The 18,499-nt window shown below is 37.2% G+C and carries 14 protein-coding genes and 1 tRNA gene; 4 read left to right on the top strand and 11 right to left on the bottom strand.

Annotation, left to right across the window (positions count from 1 at the left end; translation table 11 throughout):
• Positions 1-6: 6 nt before the first annotated feature.
• The 8 genes from K5G00_RS25650 to K5G00_RS25615 all read right to left on the bottom strand — a co-directional run bounded on the left by K5G00_RS25650 (position 7) and on the right by K5G00_RS25615 (position 11,497).
• A complete protein-coding gene (locus K5G00_RS25650; protein WP_238769364.1) occupies positions 7-1,260 on the bottom strand; it encodes an Nramp family divalent metal transporter in 1,254 nt (417 codons plus the stop codon).
• The gene (locus K5G00_RS25645) at positions 1,260-2,921 is read right to left on the bottom strand and encodes a hypothetical protein (protein ID WP_238769363.1); all 1,662 of its coding nucleotides are present in this window, start codon (positions 2,919-2,921) and stop codon (positions 1,260-1,262) included. The genes K5G00_RS25650 and K5G00_RS25645 overlap by 1 nt, the downstream gene beginning before the upstream one ends.
• A 109-nt stretch (positions 2,922-3,030) precedes the next feature.
• Entirely contained in the window at positions 3,031-4,485 is a 1,455-nt protein-coding gene (locus tag K5G00_RS25640; RefSeq protein ID WP_238769362.1) for a RagB/SusD family nutrient uptake outer membrane protein, read from the bottom strand.
• A 16-nt stretch (positions 4,486-4,501) separates the two neighbouring features.
• Positions 4,502-7,996 (bottom strand): SusC/RagA family TonB-linked outer membrane protein, encoded by a 3,495-nt coding sequence (locus K5G00_RS25635; RefSeq protein ID WP_238769361.1) that lies wholly within the window; start codon positions 7,994-7,996, stop codon positions 4,502-4,504.
• A 75-nt stretch (positions 7,997-8,071) separates the two neighbouring features.
• Entirely contained in the window at positions 8,072-9,112 is a 1,041-nt protein-coding gene (locus tag K5G00_RS25630) for a FecR family protein (protein WP_238769360.1), read from the bottom strand.
• A 111-nt stretch (positions 9,113-9,223) separates the two neighbouring features.
• Positions 9,224-9,808, bottom strand: coding sequence for an RNA polymerase sigma factor (locus K5G00_RS25625; RefSeq protein WP_238769359.1), 585 nt, complete (start codon positions 9,806-9,808; stop codon positions 9,224-9,226).
• Between the two features lie 127 nt (positions 9,809-9,935).
• The gene (locus K5G00_RS25620; protein WP_238769358.1) at positions 9,936-11,138 is read right to left on the bottom strand and encodes a site-specific integrase; all 1,203 of its coding nucleotides are present in this window, start codon (positions 11,136-11,138) and stop codon (positions 9,936-9,938) included.
• Positions 11,139-11,425: 287 nt separating this feature from the next.
• A tRNA-Arg gene (locus K5G00_RS25615) sits at positions 11,426-11,497 on the bottom strand.
• A gap of 93 nt (positions 11,498-11,590) precedes the next feature.
• Between K5G00_RS25615 and K5G00_RS25610 the strand changes: the two genes are divergently transcribed.
• Genes K5G00_RS25610 through K5G00_RS25600 form a run of 4 tightly spaced genes read left to right on the top strand, consistent with a single transcriptional unit; the run spans position 11,591 to position 13,071 of the window.
• Positions 11,591-12,442 (top strand): HD domain-containing protein, encoded by an 852-nt coding sequence (locus K5G00_RS25610; RefSeq protein WP_238769357.1) that lies wholly within the window; start codon positions 11,591-11,593, stop codon positions 12,440-12,442.
• Complete coding sequence (locus K5G00_RS25605) at positions 12,442-12,795, top strand: secondary thiamine-phosphate synthase enzyme YjbQ (RefSeq protein WP_262921451.1); 354 nt, start codon at positions 12,442-12,444, stop codon at positions 12,793-12,795. Before K5G00_RS25610 ends, K5G00_RS25605 begins: the two co-directional genes overlap by 1 nt.
• A complete protein-coding gene (locus K5G00_RS29870; protein ID WP_262921450.1) occupies positions 12,758-12,856 on the top strand; it encodes a YjbQ family protein in 99 nt (32 codons plus the stop codon). Before K5G00_RS25605 ends, K5G00_RS29870 begins: the two co-directional genes overlap by 38 nt.
• On the top strand, positions 12,856-13,071 hold the full coding sequence (locus K5G00_RS25600) for a (2Fe-2S)-binding protein (protein WP_238769356.1): 216 nt from the start codon (positions 12,856-12,858) through the stop codon (positions 13,069-13,071). The genes K5G00_RS29870 and K5G00_RS25600 overlap by 1 nt, the downstream gene beginning before the upstream one ends.
• Before the next feature lie 56 nt (positions 13,072-13,127).
• On the opposite strand, the gene K5G00_RS25595 is transcribed toward K5G00_RS25600, so the two are convergent.
• The 3 genes from K5G00_RS25595 to K5G00_RS25585 form a co-directional block, all read right to left on the bottom strand.
• Complete coding sequence (locus K5G00_RS25595) at positions 13,128-14,675, bottom strand: OmpA family protein (RefSeq protein ID WP_238769355.1); 1,548 nt, start codon at positions 14,673-14,675, stop codon at positions 13,128-13,130.
• 70 nt (positions 14,676-14,745) lie between these two features.
• Positions 14,746-15,708 carry a PorP/SprF family type IX secretion system membrane protein gene (locus K5G00_RS25590; protein WP_238769354.1) on the bottom strand — a complete coding sequence of 321 codons (963 nt, stop codon included), beginning with the start codon at positions 15,706-15,708 and terminating at the stop codon, positions 14,746-14,748.
• A 25-nt stretch (positions 15,709-15,733) separates the two neighbouring features.
• Positions 15,734-18,499, bottom strand: a 2,766-nt coding sequence (locus K5G00_RS25585; RefSeq protein WP_238769353.1) for an Ig-like domain-containing protein, incomplete at its 5' end; no start/stop codon positions are given.

Genomic DNA, 18,499 nt, shown 5'->3' with positions numbered 1-18,499 from the left:
GTTGGATTACAATAATTCGAGTAAAGCATTAATCCCGTTCCAAGCGATAAAACATGAAAAAATGACGGCACAGACCAGCCCGATATTTAAAAGCAGTCCTGCTTTATGCCTTCCCATTTCTTTGTTATTTACCAAATAAATTATTGCCCCGATAACAAGAGGTAAAACAAATACATTGGCCACCTGCGTTGCGATTTGAGCGACAATGGGATTGGCCCCAATAATGGGTACAATCAACCCAAATACAGCAGCAATTGCCGTTAAGATTTTAAATAATTTTGAGTTGGTATCTAATTCCCCGTTACGATAATCAGCAATTAAAAGAGGGGCTACCATTAATATCGGGAATATAGAGGATAACCCCGCACTAAGCGTTCCAAACATAAATATTGCAACGGCAAATTTACCTGCTACCGGCTCCAGGGTATAAACCATGTCCAGAACTTTTTCAATGGTCTTCCCTTCGTGAAATAACGCCCCGGTTGCGGTTATCATAATGGAGGCGCTGATAACAAACATCAGTATAGCAGAAGTCAACGCATCCTTCGACTGTTCTTTTGTATTTTCTTTATTCCAGCCTTTCCCTTTCATCAGTAGCGGACGGACAACAAATGTTGGGGCGGCCATTGTTGTCCCGACAAAAGCTGCTACCATGAGTTTTCCTCCGGGAACTTGCGGGATCGATGGTTTTAGCCCGGATATTATTTCTCCAGGGGAGGGAAGGACAATAAACATGGAGATGAGAAATGAAACTCCCATGAAGGTGACAAATACGATTAGAATTTTTTCGAAAAAAGAATAATTGCCAACCAAAAGCAAAGTGTATAAAACAATTATCAGGAAAACTGCAATACCAAGCACTGCCCAATAATTTTCCTGTGCAGTGGCAGGGAAGAACAGGTGAGCTAGTTCATAAATGGCATTGGCTGATAAACCTAAAATCCCTGTCAGTGAATTCCATTGCCCAACAACAACTCCAACAACAATTACAATCGCCAGAATTTTTCCGTACTTTATTTTTTTCCTGAAGCTGTGAATTGCGGTTTCTCCGGTAACCACTGCATAACGGCCGTAAGCTTCCATGAGCACCCAAGCAAACAGTACACTTAAAACCAGTACCCACAATAATTGCATACCAAATTCACTGCCGGCCTTGGCCATCGATGTTACACTTCCTGTACCAATGGTATAACCAATACAGAATATACCCGGACCGGTCGTTAAAAGTATCGACCAAATTTTATTAAAAGGTTTTATCATCAATTTATTGTAAATGAATAAAGACTGGCATTTTTCAGAAAGAATTTTAGTCTCACTTTTTGGTTTTGCAGACCTGCAAGGTTCTTTTTATTTTCCCATGTTATTATATATTCTAATTCATCACCTGATAAATTCTGACATTTATGCCTCTCATAACCAGGAATAATTTCCCCTTCTTCATCTGTTACGCATACTTCGATAAATCCTTTGGAGGCATCTGCATTCAAGATTAAATTAGCTCCGTCAAATACAATCGGTTTTGTCAAAAGAATTCCTTCCTCAGAAGTTGCATCAATTGAGACAAAGCCATCTTTTCGAATAGTTGCCATACCAAGCGCCTGTCTTTCTTCAGGATAATTTCCAGGTTTATTCCACATTGAGTTTGGACGGTGTGAATGTATCGACCCGCCATAGTATATACGCATTTTTCCGTCAACAATAATATTATTGGAGGTAAAAGGCATAATCATACTTCTGTCCCACTCTTTAATACCGCCAAGCGGAATAAAAGGCTCCCGACCTCCCAGTCGCATCCAATTTTTCAAATCGCGACTACAAACCAACTGAACCTCCATTGTCCCATCTTGTCCCGGACTTTCAGCCCTAGGGGATCCTTTTGCTCCAAAATCGATCACTTGAGCAGTGCTGTTTAGTACCTCCAACAAACCTATATAGAGATTATGATATGGAATTAAAATCATATTCATAAACTCAAGATGATGAAAATTTTTTTGAGGAGGAACAGTTAAACGATCTAGAAAACCAGATTTTTCTGCAAATGCATGAGCTGCAACAAATTCCGGTTTCATTCTCCATGGAATCAGAAATCCTTCTACAAATACAGCCGGATACTTCTCTTCTACTGAACGATGATCTTCTTCATCCGGACGCAATATTTCCTTCCACTTCGACCAAAAAACAGAATCTTTACTTCGTGTTAACCCCAATACCCGAATTGGAATATCCCATTCTTCGGCAGTTAAAGGATTTTGGATAATTTTTCCAATAGGGTAACGGTCTTTAGAAACCGAAATATATAAATCTTTAAATGGATCATAAACCACAGCACCTGAATCATTTGGGAATTCCTGATTTGTGTTAATCTTTATCCATTCCAGGCCATCATGGCTCTTAAAAATTTGTTTGCCGGCGAACAGACGATAATAAAATCCATCATTTTCTTTTTCGTTAAAAATTACAGTAGTCGGGGAAACACCTTCAAACAAAATATTATTATGTTTTGTTCCGTTGTAACTAACTTTACTTATATCGGGTTTTTCCCAAACTATCCCATCTTTTGATTCTGCATATAAAGTATATCTTTGAACCTGTGAATGGTACATTTTGTATAACTGACTAAATTTGTCCCAAATCACGGAACCATTATCCCATGTGTAATGATATTTATACTTTCTTTCCAGTGCCTGTTCAGGAACAATTAAGGGATTCTCGTTATGTTTATTGGCGACATGCATTTTTCTTTTTAGGTTATGCATACTTTGTACGAGATAGTCGTCAACAAACAACTGAGTGTAACAACCTATATTAATCGTTTCATCGGGTTCTGTAAATCCATCAAACGGAAAAATATTAGAGGCTAAGAAAGGTAAGGCTAAACTTGAATTTTTAACAAACTCCCTTCTGCTTTTTTTTATTCCCATAACATGAAACTTTAATTAATTATATCTATTAAGCAAAGTATGTTGCATCCGATTTTGATGGTTTTATCGAACAAGCAACATACTTTGTAAATCTATTTTATATCAGAGGCTAATTGTAACCTGGGGTTTGTGTAATATTTGGATTTGTATTCAAGGTGTTAACATTTAATGGCCATAATAAAATATTTTCTTCGTTTTCTCTTCCCACTAAAGAAGATACTCTCTCAAAAACACGATTAAAACGAATTAAATCCCACCATGCTTTACCTTCAGCAGTAAATTCTTTTAACCTTTCGTTTAAGATTATTTCATCCAACTCCTCTTTTGAATAGCTTCCTGAATAGTAATTGTCTGTGCCATAAGCCCTTTTAGTAATTCTATTAAGTTGGGTTAAAGCCGCATCAGTATTACCCAAAGCATTCTCAATCTCTGCCATAAATAATATTGCTTCAGCAAAACGATATAGCTTTGGGTCTGATGTAAAATAACGGGTTTCGTTGGTCCACTCGCCAACAAATTTATTTATCCATTTAAAATGTCGGTTCCCGTCCTCGGTAAAGGTCTCAAGGGTTGTTGTAGATCTTGTATCTTCCGGATTTTCGTAAATAAATTCTTCGAATTCATCGGTAAGGGTTGTCCATTGTTGTACTGCTCCAACCTTAATTGGATTTTCTACGAGACTCTGATCATTTACATATTGGATTGCGACTAACCAATCGCTTGCAAAACCTCCTGTATATTCGTTTATCTCCTGATTAATAGCAAAAATTATTTCACTATTGCCATCGTCTGTAAAAACAGTCTCATAATCATCTAATAGCATATAATTGGAATTTGAAAGCACCTGTTGTACGGATTCTTTTGCTGTATTTAGATCACTATCTCCCCCATCTTGAGTTTTTGCAAGCCACAGATATAAATCGGTTTTTAACATATAGGCTGCTCCTATTGAGCCAATTTTTCGTGAACCTGCATCATCATCAGGGAACAAACTAATTGCAGCATCAACATCTTCGGCTACCTGTGAGAGTACTTTTGCTAGAGCCTCCCTTTCAGGGTACATTTCTTTGCTTTCATCCGACTCAAAACCTTCTAACACAATGGGAGCATCTCCCCATATCCGAGCAATATAGTAATAGCAAAAGGCTCTTAGGAAATATGCATTTGCCAAAATTGAATTACGAGTATCCTCACTTGAGAATTCAATATTAGGAACATGTTTTAGAATTAAATTACAATCATTAATAGTTCTGTAAAAATTTATCCAGTTTGTGCCGTTGTCTTCATCGTCTAGGGTATTTTTAAATACATCAAAGAGCCATGTTGCGTTCATTATTCCATCGCCCCAAAATCCAGTCCTGTAATCTCCATAATATACGTAATAAGTAGCAAGTGTGCTACGTAGCCGCACATAAGAACCATACATTGCAGATTCTGCATTTTCCTCTGTCTCCAACATGGAAACAGATGTCATTACACTTTTAGGCGTAATGTCAATCGAATCTTCACACGCATTTAATAAAACGAGTGATAATATTATAAGTGATAATTTAATTTTTTTCATAATAGCAATTTATTTATTAGAAAGTCACCTTTAATCCAAATCCAAATTTTCGTATAGCAGGATAATTATAGTAGTTTGATGCATATGTCGTGCTTGTCCCAGACTCAGGCGATACCCCAATAACAGAAGTAAAATAATACAAATTATTACCAGTTAGGTATAAATTTACATTTTGAATCCCTTTTATACCCATATTTTCAAGAACGTGATCAGGGAAATCATAGTTAAGTACAATTTCTCTTACGCACAAATAATCACCTTTGAAATTAAAAGCACTTGATTTTCTTGCAAAATTCTGATTACCGTCACCTGAATCGCTGGCAACTAAACGGGCATATGATGCATCAGTATTATCTGTTGTCCATGTGTCTTTCGCCTGTTCTACAAGAGCAGAGCTATATGAGAACGTATTTAAAAAATGTCTGGAGAACATGACATCATTGATTGAATGTCCTAATGCAAAATCAAGATAAATCTTTAATGATAGGTTTCGATATTTAAAATTGTTAGTAATTCCACCTGTAGAGTGTGGGACAGTTACACCTAATTCAAATTGGTCTCTGCTGTCAATCTCACCGTCGTCATTTCTGTCAACCCATTCATAGTCGCCAAGAAATTTTCTTCCTTTAATACTTGTTTCATCATCAGGGCTATACCCCTTAGCACTTTGATCATAAAGCGCATTATTAGCTTCTTCCTTAGTTTGTATAATATGGTCAACAACGTATCCATAGTAGCGATATAATGGTTCTCCTTCGGCTATACCTCCATAGTCTAATGTCGGGTCATTGCTGTCAACAACTGTCCCCCCTATTCTATTTTTGTATCGTCCATTATCAGGAAGCTTTATAACTTTGTTTTTTACATAACTATATGTAATTCCGGAAGTCCATTCAAAATCATGTTTTTTAATATTGATTGTTTTTAGTTCAAGATCAAATCCATAAAATTTGACCTCGCCAATATTTGTTTCAATTGATGAATATCCTGTAATATCGGGTAATGTTTTGTCAAAAATCAAGTTTTGAGTTCTTTTATCAAAATAATCTGCAATAAAGAATATTCTATCATTTAAATTTAAATCCAGTCCTAAATCTAATTGGTTAGTCTTTTCCCAGCCTAAAGAAGAGTTTGCCATTGAAGAAGAATACATACCAGCATTGCCATCATAAATCAAACTTGCTGTAGCATTACCCATTGCACTATAAAGTCCAATAGAATTGTTCCCAGTTGAACCATAACTAGCCCTTAATTTTAAATTATTGATCCTGCTTTTCAAAGATGAAAAGAATTGTTCCTCTGATATCATCCATCCAACAGATGCTCCAGGGAAAAATCCCCATTTATTTTCATTTAAAAAACGAGAAGAACCATCATACCTGAAATTTGCTGACAACAAATACTTTTTCTTGTAATCATAAGTTAAGCGTCCAAAATAGCCTATTAATGCTTCTTCTTCAATGTACGAGCTAGCATCGTTTTTTGTAGGGGCTACGTTCAAGGTTTCTATAGCATCACTGCTACTACCCATTGCTTCGGCATATACGTCTTTGCTTTTGATACTAAAAAAAGAGTTACCTCCGACCAATGATAACGAATGGTTGTCAAAATTTTTACCGTATGTAAAATAAGTTTCAAATTTTGTTTTATTATCCAGTGAAAACTCAGAAATTGCTGTTCTGGAATTATCAAAATAATTGGCTTTCATAAAAAAATCGCGTTGCCACATCCCTTGATAATAAGAACCTGAAAATTTTACTGACAAATCTTTAAAAATATTCCAATCTAACAATCCGGTCATTGAAAGACGCTGATCTTTCTGGGTTTCATTTCTCGTATAAGCATTGTACATTGGAGTTGGAGATGCCCAGTTGTATCCAGGGGCAGGTGTTCCGTCCTTCCAGTATAAACGATGAGTAGGTGCTGTTGTCAATCCCCTTGCAATAACATATTGTTGATTGTAAATTTCATCTGTATTACTATTTGTAAAAGATAAATTTGTTGAAAGTTTTATCTTATCATTGATTTTTGCATCTACATTGGATCGGGCACTAAATCTTTTCCATCCGGAACCTACTGCTATTCCTGCATCATCTGTATAACCTATACTTCCTGAATATGCTAAATTTTGCGTACCTCCATCAATATTTATATAGTAGTTTTGCAATAATGCAGGATCGAACATAGCATTAACGATGTCATTATTCTGAAAGACAAGGGTTTTTGTTGGATCTAGCGGATCAGTCATCGATTTCCAACCTTCAGGAACGGCTTCGCCTTCCTGAAGGTATCGGGTCGTATAAATTGAGTTTTCATCATTTGCAGAACTGGCAGCATAACCACTTGTATAGTTATAACCGGGATTTATACTATTGGCAACCCTGGGTCTTACATAGGAAATAAAATCTTCGGCATTCATAAAGTCATACATCCTTTCAAAGTACTGACTCGTCCATGAAGCTTCGAAGGAAATCCTTGGAGCCTTATTGACCCCTCCTCTTTTTGTTGTTACAAGTACAACCCCGTTCGATGCTCTAGATCCATATATTGCAGTTGAAGCTGCATCTTTCAGGACTTCAATTGATTCAATATCATTGGAATTAATATCACTAAGACCTATTTCCATTCCATCAACGAGAATCAATGGATCATTCGATTTATTTATTGAGGAACCTCCTCTTATTCTTATTATGGGTTCTTCTCCTGGAGCAAAATTATTACTATAAATTCTGGCTCCGGAAATTTTCCCTTTTAATCCATCTCCAACACTTGTTATCGGAATGTTCTCTAACGTTTCGCTATTAACCTTTGCTATAGATGTAGTTAGAGTGCGCCTTGATTGGCTGCCATAGCCAATCGCAACCACCTCATCCAAACTAATGGCTTCTTCCTGTAATGTTATATTGATATTAGTCCTACTCCCAATTGTTATTTCTTGTGATTGCATACCTACAAAAGAAAATTGTAAAATGGCGTCTGTTGGAATATTAGACAAGGAGTAATCACCGTCTGTATTTGTTACTGTTCCATTAGTAGTTCCTTTTACTATTACAGTTACCCCGGGAAGGGGAGAACCCGAAGAGTCGGTGACTTTTCCTGAGATGGCTTTTTGCTGCTGATTACCAGATAACGACTTTTTTACTTCTTTTGACAAAACAATCTGCTTGTCGTTAATTTGATACCTAACATCAGAACCCTCGAATAGTACATCCAGCACTTTTGTTATCTTCTCGTTTTTCATTTTAATGTCGACCCTACGGTCAACATCAATTACCGACCGACTGTACAGAAAATAAAAATCTGTTTGGCCTTCAATTTGCTCCATCACAGTTTCAACTTTTGCATCTTTTAAGTTAACAGATAAAAAAGTTGCCTGTGAATAAGACACCGCTGCCATGGTTTGCAGGACTGCCGCACAAATAATCATGAGCGTTAGTTTCATGAACAACAATTTTTTTTTCATTTCAGGAGGCAACCCCCGAGAAATGATTAAGTTTAATTTTTTTTTCATTAGTTTTAAACGATTAATTATTAATATTAATAAAGGGCTGGCAAGTGAACCTGAGAAATTCCTGCCGGCCTTTCTTTATTTCTTCATAACATATATTATTGGTTTTATTTCTAATGGATTGTGTTCTTTCTTATATTCATACCTAACCGGAAGGGCAGATGATATCATATCCAACATTTGCACCAGTTTCTCCTTCTGGATTGTACCAGTCAATAAGTAGTCTTTAAGTTCTGCATCTATTAGGATTATTTCTGCATTATACCACCTGCCAAGTTTTTTAACAGCAACTTCCAGCTTTTCATCTTTAAAAATTAATTTCCCGTTAATCCAGGCTGTTGCATCCTCTGGGTTTACATTCTTTCTAACAATTTTTTTAGAAAGGGCATCGTATTGTACCTGCTCCCCGGGCTTTATTTCAAACTCCTGATTGTTTTTTTGTAGGTTGATTTTCCCTTCAAGTAAGGTAGCTTCAAAGAAATGATCCTCTTCATAGGCATTAATATTAAAATGTGTCCCGGTTACCACCGTTTTCAGCATCGGATTATTTACAACAAACGGATTGTCGGGGTTTGATTTCACCTCAAAGTAAGCTTCCCCGTCAACATATACCTCACGATTTTTGTTTGCAACAAAATGCTCCGGGTAACGAAAAGTTGTCCCGTCGTTTAGCCAAACAAATGTCCCGTCGGGCAATTCAAGTTTAGTCCGTGTGCCGGGCTTAGTGTAAACCTCTCTTATTAAAGTTGAAGTTACCTGGCTGATATCCTGCTTCGGGTTATAATATAACCAGAGAGAAACCAACAACAATGGGAGTATCAATATCGCAGCTACTTTAGAAAAAGTGCTAAATAATATAGATAATCTTCTGGCCGGATATATCCTTTGTGTTGGTGTGTTTCTTTTCGGGCTGTTTATCCAGTTATGCACATGGTCAAGCATCATGTTAAAGTCAGGCAGGGGGCCATTGAGACTGATTTCTGAGTTTGCCCATATATCGCCTAAAATCTCCCTTGATTCAGAATCATTCCCCGGGTCTTTCAACCATTCACGGGCCTGTCCTGATTCTTCTTCTGTTGTTTGGCCTTCCAAATATTTTTTTATAATAAGGTAATCCATAAAGAATGCTGTTTATGCCCTGTTTTTAATATACTACGAACCCCAAAGGAATAAACACCTATCCGGAAATAAAAAAAAATGGGGGGACCGGGATATTTGCCCTAACCTGGGTTATTGATGGAACATGATAAAGAAAAATAACAATCCCAGTATCTGATGTTTCTCAAGCTTTTCCCGAAGGTATCTCAGTGCCGAGCTTATCTGGTTTTCAACGGTACGGACAGAAATTCCAAGTTTTTCAGCGATTTCTTTATTCGAAAATCCATTAATACGGCTTAACTTAAAAATTTCTTTTCGTTTTTCAGGCATTTCCTCGATCAATTGGTTGGCCAATCCTTCAATATTCCTGAACTCTACCGTTAACTCAGTTTCATTTGTAATTGTTCCTGATTTTTGTGCAAATTCGTTTATCCTTCTTTTTTCTGATTTTTCTTTTCTAAGCCATGAAATGGTTTCATTGTATGCTATGGAAAATAAAAATGATTTAAAAGAAAGATGTTCGTTTATCAGGGCTCTCTTTTCCCATACCTTCATAAAAACGAGCTGGGTCAATTCTTCTGCTGCAAACGAATCACGCGTGATACTTAAAGTAAAAGCATAAAGACTTTTCGAGTATTTGTGGAATAAGGCGTCAAATCCAACAATGTCGCTTTTTTTTAGATATTCTACATATATATTGTCTTCGTTTATCTGCATTCATAAAGTTTATTAAAAAAACAAATGTATAAAATTAGGTTATATATCCTTCATGCTATAGATCAAGATAATAGTACAAAAATCACAAGGTTCCATATTGAGAACAAGCAATTTTGCTAATACTTATTTACATTATCTCCTTCAATTTTTTCATATCCTCTGCAATTTTCTTGTCCACAATTCTGGCATAAATTTGGGTTGTTTTTAACGAATTATGTCCCAGCATTTTTGAAACCGTTTCAATTGGGACACCGTTAGAAAGCGTTACCGAAGTGGCGAAGGTATGCCTGGCCACGTGCATTGAAAGATTCTTTTGTATTCCACAAATGTCTGCCAACTCTTTAAGGTATTCATTCATTTTTTGGTTCGATTTTACCGGTAATAATAGTCCTTTGGTATTATTCTCCGGGTATTCAGAATATTTATCAAGAATTTCCCTGGCACAGGGGAGGAGGGGGATTCTGCACCTGTTTCTTGTTTTTGACCTGTCTATTATTATCCATCTTTCTCCATCATCACCAGTATAAACATGTTCCTCTTTTAATTTGGCAATGTCAGCATAAGAAAGTCCGGTATAACAGCTGAAAATAAATATATCTCTTATCATATTTAATCTTTCCACACTGATTTTCTTGTTTCTGATTTGTGACAATTCAAACAGGCTAAGGTAATCCCTGTTTGTCTGGTAATGTTTAATTTTGAAAGAGTTATAAGGATTCCTCTGTAAATAGTTCATGGCAATAGCAGTATTTAATACTTTTCTGAGATGTTTATGGTATCCTGAAACAGTGTTTGGTTTTAGTTTAAACTTTTTTGATTTTAGGAAAATATCATATTTGTTTATGAAACTGAAATCGACCATCGATAAATCAATATCTTTTCTACGGTAAGTGGTAAAAATAAATTCTTTTATTCTTTTGATGGTAGTCCTGTAATGTTTTAATGTACCATAAGAAAAGTCCTTGCCCAGCCTTGCTTCGACACCATCTATGACCATCTGATAAACTTCTGCCAGTCCTTTTTCTTCTTTGAATCCCAAAAGTTTGTTTTTAATGTTTAGAGCTCCAAAAGGAGAACCTTTGGAGTCCAACTGGTTATAAATGTCCTGGATTTTAACCCTGATTTTTTCTATCCGGTTGTTCAGGAATTTTGTTTCCACTGACTTTCCTTTTATTCGTTGGAGGTTTTCATCCCAGGATTCTGTTGGCAGGAATATTCCTGTTGATAACTCGAAACGTTCCCCGTTGCAGGTACACCTGACATAAACCGGGCAATTCCCGTCCGACCTGGCTTTTGACCTTTTTAACCGAAAAATAATTGCAACTCTCATTCTTTCTACATTTTTATGTTCAAAAAATGGTCTCGCGTGATGGTTTAAAACTATTGTTTTTAAGGCAATTTTAAAACAGCAAAACGAGTCAAAACAAATCAATTTATATTTAATAATCAGAAAGTTATGGCTTTTAGCGAGACCTGTTTGGCATTTTTTACGATGGGTCTCGATTTAGTCCCTTTTTATATGGTTTTTAAAGCCGTTTTTTGCATTTTTCGCAAAATGAAAAAGCACTTAAGTTATTGATTTTAAGTGCTTTTGTTGAAAATTGAATTGTAATTCAGTGATCCCACCGGGATTCGAACCCAGATCGTCAGAACCGGAATCTGATATTCTATCCATTGAACTATGGGACCTTTTTTATGGTGGTGCAAAAATAGTAAAATTCCGTTTTTTATCGCATTATCATAGAATTTTCGTTAATCAAATTCCGGCTGTTGATAAAATAAATGACTTGGAGGTTTTCCTCATATCAGATATTTTTACTTTTGCCTTGTATTTTTAGTGAGGATATTATGAATGAAGATGGAGTTAACCTTTCAATAAAATTTTTAAACTCATATATTGAGAGTTTTAAAGACTTGCGTGAAGAACAGGAGAATAATTTTGTTATCAAACAAAACCATTCCAAACGAGTTGCGGAGAATGCTTTGGGCTTATCAGAGAAGTTGGAACTTCCGGAGAAAGATAAAAGATTAGCATTTATCATTGCCATGTTTCACGACATTGGGCGTTTTCCGCAGTTGGTACAATATAATACATTTAACGATTCAAAATCAGTCGATCATGCAGAACTGGGTGTTGAAGTCCTTAAAAAGGAAAGGATCCCGGAACAGTTGGGCTGCGGCGAAGAAAATGTAATTTATTCGGCCATTTTAGCGCACAATAAATTTGAAATTCCTAAAAAGTTGAGTGAGCAGGAACTGCTGCATGCCAAAATACTCCGGGACGCTGACAAACTGGATATTCTGAAGGTATTGACAGATTATTACTCAAACAGGAACGCGGCGCCAAATCACACCTTAACCTGGGAATTGCCAAAGTCTGCATGGGTTTCGGATGCTGTGGCCAAGGAGATTCTTGCCGGAAAACTGGTTTCCAAAAAGAATGTTGCTTCGGAGCTTGATGTGAAGATTATGCAAATGTCGTGGATATTTGATTTGAACTTTAAGGCTTCAGTTGAGTATGTTTTAGAAAAGAGATATCTTGAGAAGATTTATGAGTCGACATCAAAAAGTGACAGAATTATTGATATATACAGAAAGGTTAAGGTGTTTGCCGAAAATAAAATGATGAAATAATGCAGAAAATTATCAAAGTGTCAACTCCTCAACATGATATTCTGGTTGATATCACTTCGAAAGTTGCAGATGTTGTCAGGCAAAGCTCTGTTGAAGCCGGGCTGGTAAATGTTTATGTGCAGGGAGCCACTGCCGGAATAATGATTCAGGAAAATTGGGATGATTCAGTTCAAAATGATGTGGTTAATCTGTTCCGGAAATTAATTCCGCATGGAGTGTGGCAACACGACGCACAGGATAACAATGGCGATTCTCATTTAAAAGCAGGAATTGTAGGACCGGGTGAAAGAAAGTATCCCGATAATAGATGGAAAGATGGGGCTTTCAACCTGGCAAAACATTTTTCTGTGTGAATTTGACGGCCCCCGAAAAGAAAGAAATATTGTAGTAACAATAATTGAAACTTGGAAATAGTGGCAAGAAAACTTGTTTGTATTTGTAATTTGGTAGAAGAAAAGGAAATTGTTGAATTGCTTAAAAAAGGAGCTGATTCAACAGAAGATATCCAAAATATTATTAAGGCGGGAACAACATGTGGGCGTTGTTTACCAGAAATAGACCAACTGGTGGAAGAGCACAAAAAAACAAAACCCAAAGACCTGCAAAAAAAGCTGGACTTTGGGTCGTAATAAATGGGTTACATAAATTTTATTTATTACTAAACAAACGGATATTATTTCAATTTCTATTTATCCATTCCAAGGATCTTAAATTCGGTTCTGCGGTTCATCTGGTGTTCTTCGTCTGAACACGGAACTCCGTCATCGCATTGATTAACCAGTTGAGTTTCGCCGTAACCTTTGGCAATTATTCTGTCGCGGGAAATACCTTTTGATACAATGTAACTAACGGCTGATTCTGAACGTTTCTGGCTAAGTTTTTCATTGTAAGCGTCGCTTCCTCTGCTGTCGGTATGCGAACCCAGTTCAACCTTCCAGCTCGGATTATCTTCCATTACTTTCACCAGTTTATCCAGTTCAATCTCCGAGGCCGGCAAAATATCCCACTTGTCGAAATCATAAAAGATGTTTTCCATTACAAATTTTTGTCCTACTTCAACTTTCTCAACATTAATAATCAGCTTCATTATGCCATATTCTTCTCCTGCTGTGGAAAATGAAATGGATTCATTCATATATCCCTCTAATTCAGAAGTAGCGGTATATTTTGTTTCATAATCAAGATCACGGGTTATAATACCTTCAGCATTTGTAGCCAATTTTTCGCCATCGCTAAATGATACTGCTGCGGATGGAATTGCTTCCTGTGTTTTTTTATCGCGAACCAGTAATTCAAGTTTGTATTCGCCTTTGTCAAAGATTACTTTGTAGATATCATCATCACCCTGACCGCCGTCTTTTTTTGAAACAAAATAACCTACTTTAGCATCTTTGTGAATAACCAACCCAAAATCGTCGGCGTTTGTATTCAATTCATTTAGCGCAACAGGTGCAGTAAAACTGTCGCCTGAGAAACATGAATAATAGATGTCCAAATCATCTTTTGATGCATTAATCCCAGATGAAGCGAAAAACAGTATCTCATTCTGATAAACATAAGGAAACATTTCATTTCCTGAAGTATTAATTGTAGCTCCCAGGTTAACAGGTTCTCCCCAAATACCATTTTCTTTTACTGATTTATAGATATCTGTTCCACCCTGACCTCCGGGCATATCAGAAACAAAATATAAAACCTTTCCTCCTGCTGTAATTGCCGGATGACCAACCGAATATGTAGCATCGTTAAATGGCAGTTTTTCAACTAAGTTCCACGTGCCGTTCACTTTTTTTGCAACAATTGTTTTCAGATGTACATTGGCTTTCCTGTACAATTTGTTTTTAATTTCTGGATTATCATAGTTGCTCAACGTAACAAAAAGTTCTTTGGTCGTCGGGCAATAAGAAACCGGCCCGGCATGATAGTCAGAACTGATTTTTTCAAGTTCTGTCTTTTTCCCTCCCTGTAAATCACCATTTGAATTTAAAGCTGTAACAAAAAGATTGTAAAATATATCTTTTGATTCACCTGTTGATAATTTGCTGATTTCTTCATCGGTGAAGGCGGAATACCATAGTTCATTTTCAACAAACGAAGGCCCATAATCACTGGCAGAAGTGTTTATGTTGGTTTTTTCAATTTGAATTGTTGTATGATCGAAGAAATCACAATCATTCTGAGCAAATCCGAAAAAAGGTAAAGCAGCTAATAGTAGTAAAAACACTTTTTTCATTTTTCTTGTTTTTAAGATTGATTTTTTCATTTTTTATTCTGCATTTTGGCTAATTAAATAAGATATACTTCTAAAAGTATCTTGGTGATACAAATTTTTCTTTTAAGAATCTTAATTCATACGAAATCATTATTTCGTGTGTACCATCCTGATATTTCTGAAGTTGGGATGTTGTAAAATCAACAGCATACCCCAAACGCAGCTTTTTGTCAATAAGCCATTGTGCAATAAAACCAAATGAATCTCCCGTTCGGTACATTCCTCCAAGCCAAACCCTGTCAGCAATCAGAAAATTTGCTGAAAAATCGAATTGTGCCGGAGTACCTCCTGCCACTTTCGTTAAAACAGTGGGTTTGAACCTCAGGTTATCCGATAAATCGAAAACATATCCTCCGATTAAGTAGAAGTGGCGCATCTCAGCTTTAGTTGAATAATTGTTATAATTATTCTTAAAATCTGTCTGTATAATTTTTGGTGTTGACAAACCGATATAATATTTGTCTTTATAAAGGAATGCTCCTACACCAAAATTGGGCATAAACTTCGTGTCTATTTCGCCCTGAAACATTTGGTCTCCGCCGTCGATGACGGTATAATCATTCAGATTATTTGAATAATTTGAAAAACCAGCTTTCAAGCCCAAACGCAGTTTCAATTCATCATCAAATTTAACAAGGTAAGAGTAATCACCGTAAACAGCCAACCTCTTTTCCAAACCAAATTTATCATGAATTATACTTAATCCCAATCCAACTTTTTCATTCTTGCCCAAAGTTTGAAAAGTGAATGTTTGAGTTGAAGGAGCGTTTTCAAAGCCAGTCCATTGCTCACGAGCCAAAACCATAAATCCCATCGATTCCCATGTGCCGGTATAAGCAGGATTTATCGTTTGTGTGTTGAACATGTACTGTGTATACATCGGTTCCTGTTGAGCGTAAACTGTGCTGCTTATCAGAAAAAGCAAGCCTGCTATCCATTTTGCACAAGTGTTCATCTTTAGTAAATGTTGTATTTTGCTAAATAAAGTTTTCATCTCTTTGTGTTTTTTAATGGATTAATTAATAGTTAACGAATACAGTACCTTTACGGACATCATTTCCTTCCAGAACCAGAATGAATACGTAAGTACCACTTGGGACTTTACTGTTTCCAACGGTTAAAGTATTTTCAGAGTATCCATCCCACCATGCATCGGTATTACCAAGTAGATTGGTGTTTCCGTAGTGTTCCTGTTCGTAGAGCAGGTTTCCCCAGCGGTTATAAATGTAAAGCTTAGCGTCAGGATAAATCTCGCCAAATGTTTGCTCTCCCTCTTCACATTCAAATACTACTTTGAAGAAATCGTTTACTCCATCATTATTTGGTGAAAAACCGTTGGGAACGATGAGTTCGCATCCCCTTGCTAACGGAGGATCAGTTATTACTGGTTTGTCGTCGGAGTCTCTCCACGCTCTTACGCCATCACCATCATGGTCAGGAAGTGGCGCATTTCCACCAATTGGATTATTGTAGATTTCCCATCCGTCAATGTTATCATAGTTGTCATCCAGTCCGTCGAGGTCTGTATCTGTTCCGGCAGCAAAGATTTCAGGAATACTGTCAATTACTCCATTTTCGTCTTCCATGTCGAATCCTTCGATATAATCGTCTATGCCATCGTCGTCCGCATCGGTGTCAATAAAATCAGGGTCTCCATCGTTATCAGTGTCTGCTCGGTCGAAATATGTACCGCCGCTATCCGGGTCGTACTGGTCGTCCCATCCGTCTCCATCCGAATCGCTCCAAACAGGTGCCCTGTAGGTACCTTCTGCCTGTCCTTCAATGTTGTCGATGATTCCGTCATTATCGGAATCGATATCTAAGTAGTTCGGAATACCGTCACCATCTGTATCAGCTGTAAATGTTTCGTCAATATCGAGAATACCATCGTTGTCGTCATCGATGTCTATTTCATCCGGTACCTGGTCACAGTCTGTATCAAGCATAACATCAATTGTAATAAGAGCCTGGTCACATAAAGCAACTTCTGGATTTTCAGAATCGCATATTTCGTAGGTGAACTGAACCGTACCTATAAAACCATCTTCCGGTGTGTAGGTAAATGTACCATCTTCATTCTGAACAAGTGTCCCGTTTTCTACCGAGCCGATAATTTCCGGAACAGTTAACTTATCACCATCCGGGTCATAGTCATTCAGAGTTACATCGAAGGTGATTTCTCCACCACAGTTTCCTACTAATATGGTGTCGTCAATTGCAACCGGAGGCTCATTAACTGTTGTAACATTGATAATAATCAAGGCTTCATCGCAGAGATTGTCTTTATCACAGATTGAATACTGTAATGTATCGGCTCCGGAAAAACCGTCTTCCGGTGTATAAATGAAAGTGCCATTTTCTAAATCAATCTCAGAAACTGTTCCGTGAGATGGTTCTGCTATGATTGTAAATGTTGTAGTATCGATGTTGTTATCACAATCTATATCATTTGTTAACGGCTCAATTGTTTGCGAGGTTCCTTCAGGAACGTCAGCATAGTCGTCGTTTGCTATCGGAGCCGATTTTACAACAATTGTTTGTTCGCATGTGTCAGCATTCCCTGAGGCATCAGTTGCAATCCATTGAACAATTGTTGTTCCTACAGGATAAATTCCCGATGAATTTGAAGAATCATTAAAATTATTGATAACAGTTGCAATAGAGCAGTTCTCTTCTACTTCCGGAACAGGTATAGTTAATTCAATTTCACATGTTTCAGAAGTGATTGTTGTATCAATATCTTCAGGACACATAATTGTAGGAGCTTCGGTATCTTGTTCGGTTATTAGTACTGTAGCAGTATTTGTACATCCGGTTATTAGATCCGTTAAAGTTACAGTATGTAATCCGGTAGATATATTATTAGCAACTCTTGTTGTACTGCCTTCGTCCCACCGATAAGAATAACTTCCTGAACCACCTGAAATTACTGCGACTGTTGCTGCGCCACTATTTGGAATACCACACTCTGCATGGGAAACCTGCGAAGCGATGATTTCAGGAGAATCGACAATTGTAATAGAGAAGGACTCTTCATCCCAGCAAATATTGTCAGTTCCGGTTGCTGCATAAACATATATTATAACGTCTTCAGTAAGAATATCACCTGCATCAAGCTGTGTTCCCTGTCCCATGGATGCAGTGAAGTAGCTTCCAATTGCGAGTTCCGGTAGTGTATATGAGTCACAGGCTTGTATATCGTCGAAGCTACCCACTTCCGGAGTTATATTAATCACCACGTTAAAGGTATCTTCTGTCCAGCACATGTCATCCGTTCCTGTGGCAGCATATACAAAAATTGTAGAATCTTCGGTTATAGTGCCGGAAACAGGTTCCACACCCATTGACTGTGCATAGTATCCGAATCCATCGGGAAGCTCCGGTAAAGTATAACTATCACACCGTTCCACATTATCAATCGGGTCGATTGAAAGTGTTATGTTATTTATAAGAGTTACATCGTCTGTATCGCTGCATGCTCCGTTTGTAACTGTCCATGTGAGTGTTGCCGAAATTCCTTTATCCACAATTACTTTAGTATTGTAAACGGAGGAATCGATGATTTCAGCAGAACCACTAGTAACAGTCCATTCGCCAGTTCCGACTTCAGGGGCGGTAGCTGCCATTGTGAAAGTATCAGTAGCACACTGTTCGATATCATTTCCTGCTAGTGCTGTGACGTTTTCGAACACAGTAATTGAGTCAGTAGCGAAGTTTTCGCATCCGTTTCCGTCGGTGTAAGTATACGTTATTTGGAATTTACCTTCCCCCGCCGTAGCCGGGTC

The sequence above is a fragment of the Maribellus maritimus genome, assembly GCF_022267315.1.
GTDB classification, from domain to species: domain Bacteria; phylum Bacteroidota; class Bacteroidia; order Bacteroidales; family Prolixibacteraceae; genus Draconibacterium; species Draconibacterium maritimum.
This window is presented reverse-complemented; position numbering and strand designations above follow the sequence as displayed.